At 63.9% G+C, this 266-nt stretch carries 1 protein-coding gene (only partly in view); it reads left to right on the forward strand.

The genetic code is table 11. From position 1 onward, the window contains the following. The coding region annotated (locus H483_RS38055; RefSeq protein ID WP_193746929.1) for a DUF6119 family protein crosses the window boundary (this coding region is incomplete at its 5' end): on the forward strand, positions 1–266 show 266 of its 817 nt. 551 nt of the annotated region lie beyond the right edge of the window.

Consider the following 266-nt stretch of genomic DNA (forward strand, 5'->3'; position numbering starts at 1 on the left):
CGAGTTCGGCCTCGCGCAGGGATTCAAGGTGAGCCACAGCGGTCATCGAGAGGTCCAGGACGGACTGCCGACCCTCGCGGACGTGCTGGACCCCGTCAAGAAAGGTGATCGCGGGACGTGGAAGAAGCGGCTCGGCGAGGTGTCGGTGCTGCTGTACGAGAGCGCCGACCCCAACGGAGTCGTCAGTCCCCGGATGCCAGTGAGAAAGTGGCTCACCTTCGAGGTCGAGAAGCATGACCGTAGGTACTTCCTGCACAGTGGCCGGT

Source organism: Dietzia sp. UCD-THP (genome assembly GCF_000349585.1).
In the GTDB taxonomy this organism is placed as follows: domain Bacteria; phylum Actinomycetota; class Actinomycetes; order Mycobacteriales; family Mycobacteriaceae; genus Dietzia; species Dietzia natronolimnaea_A.